Raw genomic sequence first — 746 nt, forward strand, 5'->3', positions numbered from 1 at the left:
TTTACCCCAGTAGTTGCAACTTTAAATAACGCTCCCACTCCCACTGCAGTGGAGACTGCTCCGGTAAAGAGGTAACCCGCGTCATATCCTGCTTGCAGATAATCACCAGCCTTATAGTTAACGCCGATACTATTATACCTTCCAACATAGTCATCAACGATGGCTCCTCCTGCAGCAAGCAAAACCTCACTAAAGTTATCCACCGTGTCGCTAATAAACTTAGCTTGCGTATCAAACGCTAACGCACTCTCCCTAAAAACATCAAGCCCTGTGCTTTCAAACGCGACCTTACCAATAGAGTTCAAGCTTAACTGCGCACTGAACTGGGCTAATTCAGCAGCACCTTCAAGCCCGCCGACAAAATTTTCAACAGCAAAACCGGCTACACCTGCCACAAAACCAGGGGCTAACGCTACATTACCCAACACGTCATTCGTGGCATTTTTGGCCGTTGATAAATAATCGCTAGCTACAGCGCCGACACTTTGAGCAAATTGTTCAACTCTAAATTCAACACCATCTCTTATCAATCTTGTCGAATCATTCAATATGCTTGCAATTTGCTCAACTTCGAGCGCTCCATTTTCTGCAAAGGAGCGTAACTGCTGTAATAAACCTTTTTCACTCGAAGATAACTCATCAACGTTCGGAACAGACACACCCTCTTGACCTGTTCCTACGTTAGATGCGGTAAGGATTGGGTCTTTTTTGTGAGAGTTGAGCCAGCTTTGCAAGTCTGAATCTTG

1 protein-coding gene is annotated in these 746 nt (G+C 45.0%); it reads right to left on the reverse strand.

The features are described 5' to 3' along the window. A partial coding sequence (locus ACFOHL_RS17540; protein WP_376921545.1) for a hypothetical protein occupies window positions 1-734 on the reverse strand: 734 nt, incomplete at its 3' end. Between the last annotated feature and the right edge of the window lie 12 nt (window positions 735-746).

Origin of the sequence: Agaribacter flavus, assembly GCF_042646125.1 — a bacterium.
Taxonomy (GTDB): Bacteria; Pseudomonadota; Gammaproteobacteria; order Enterobacterales; family Alteromonadaceae; genus Glaciecola; species Glaciecola flavus.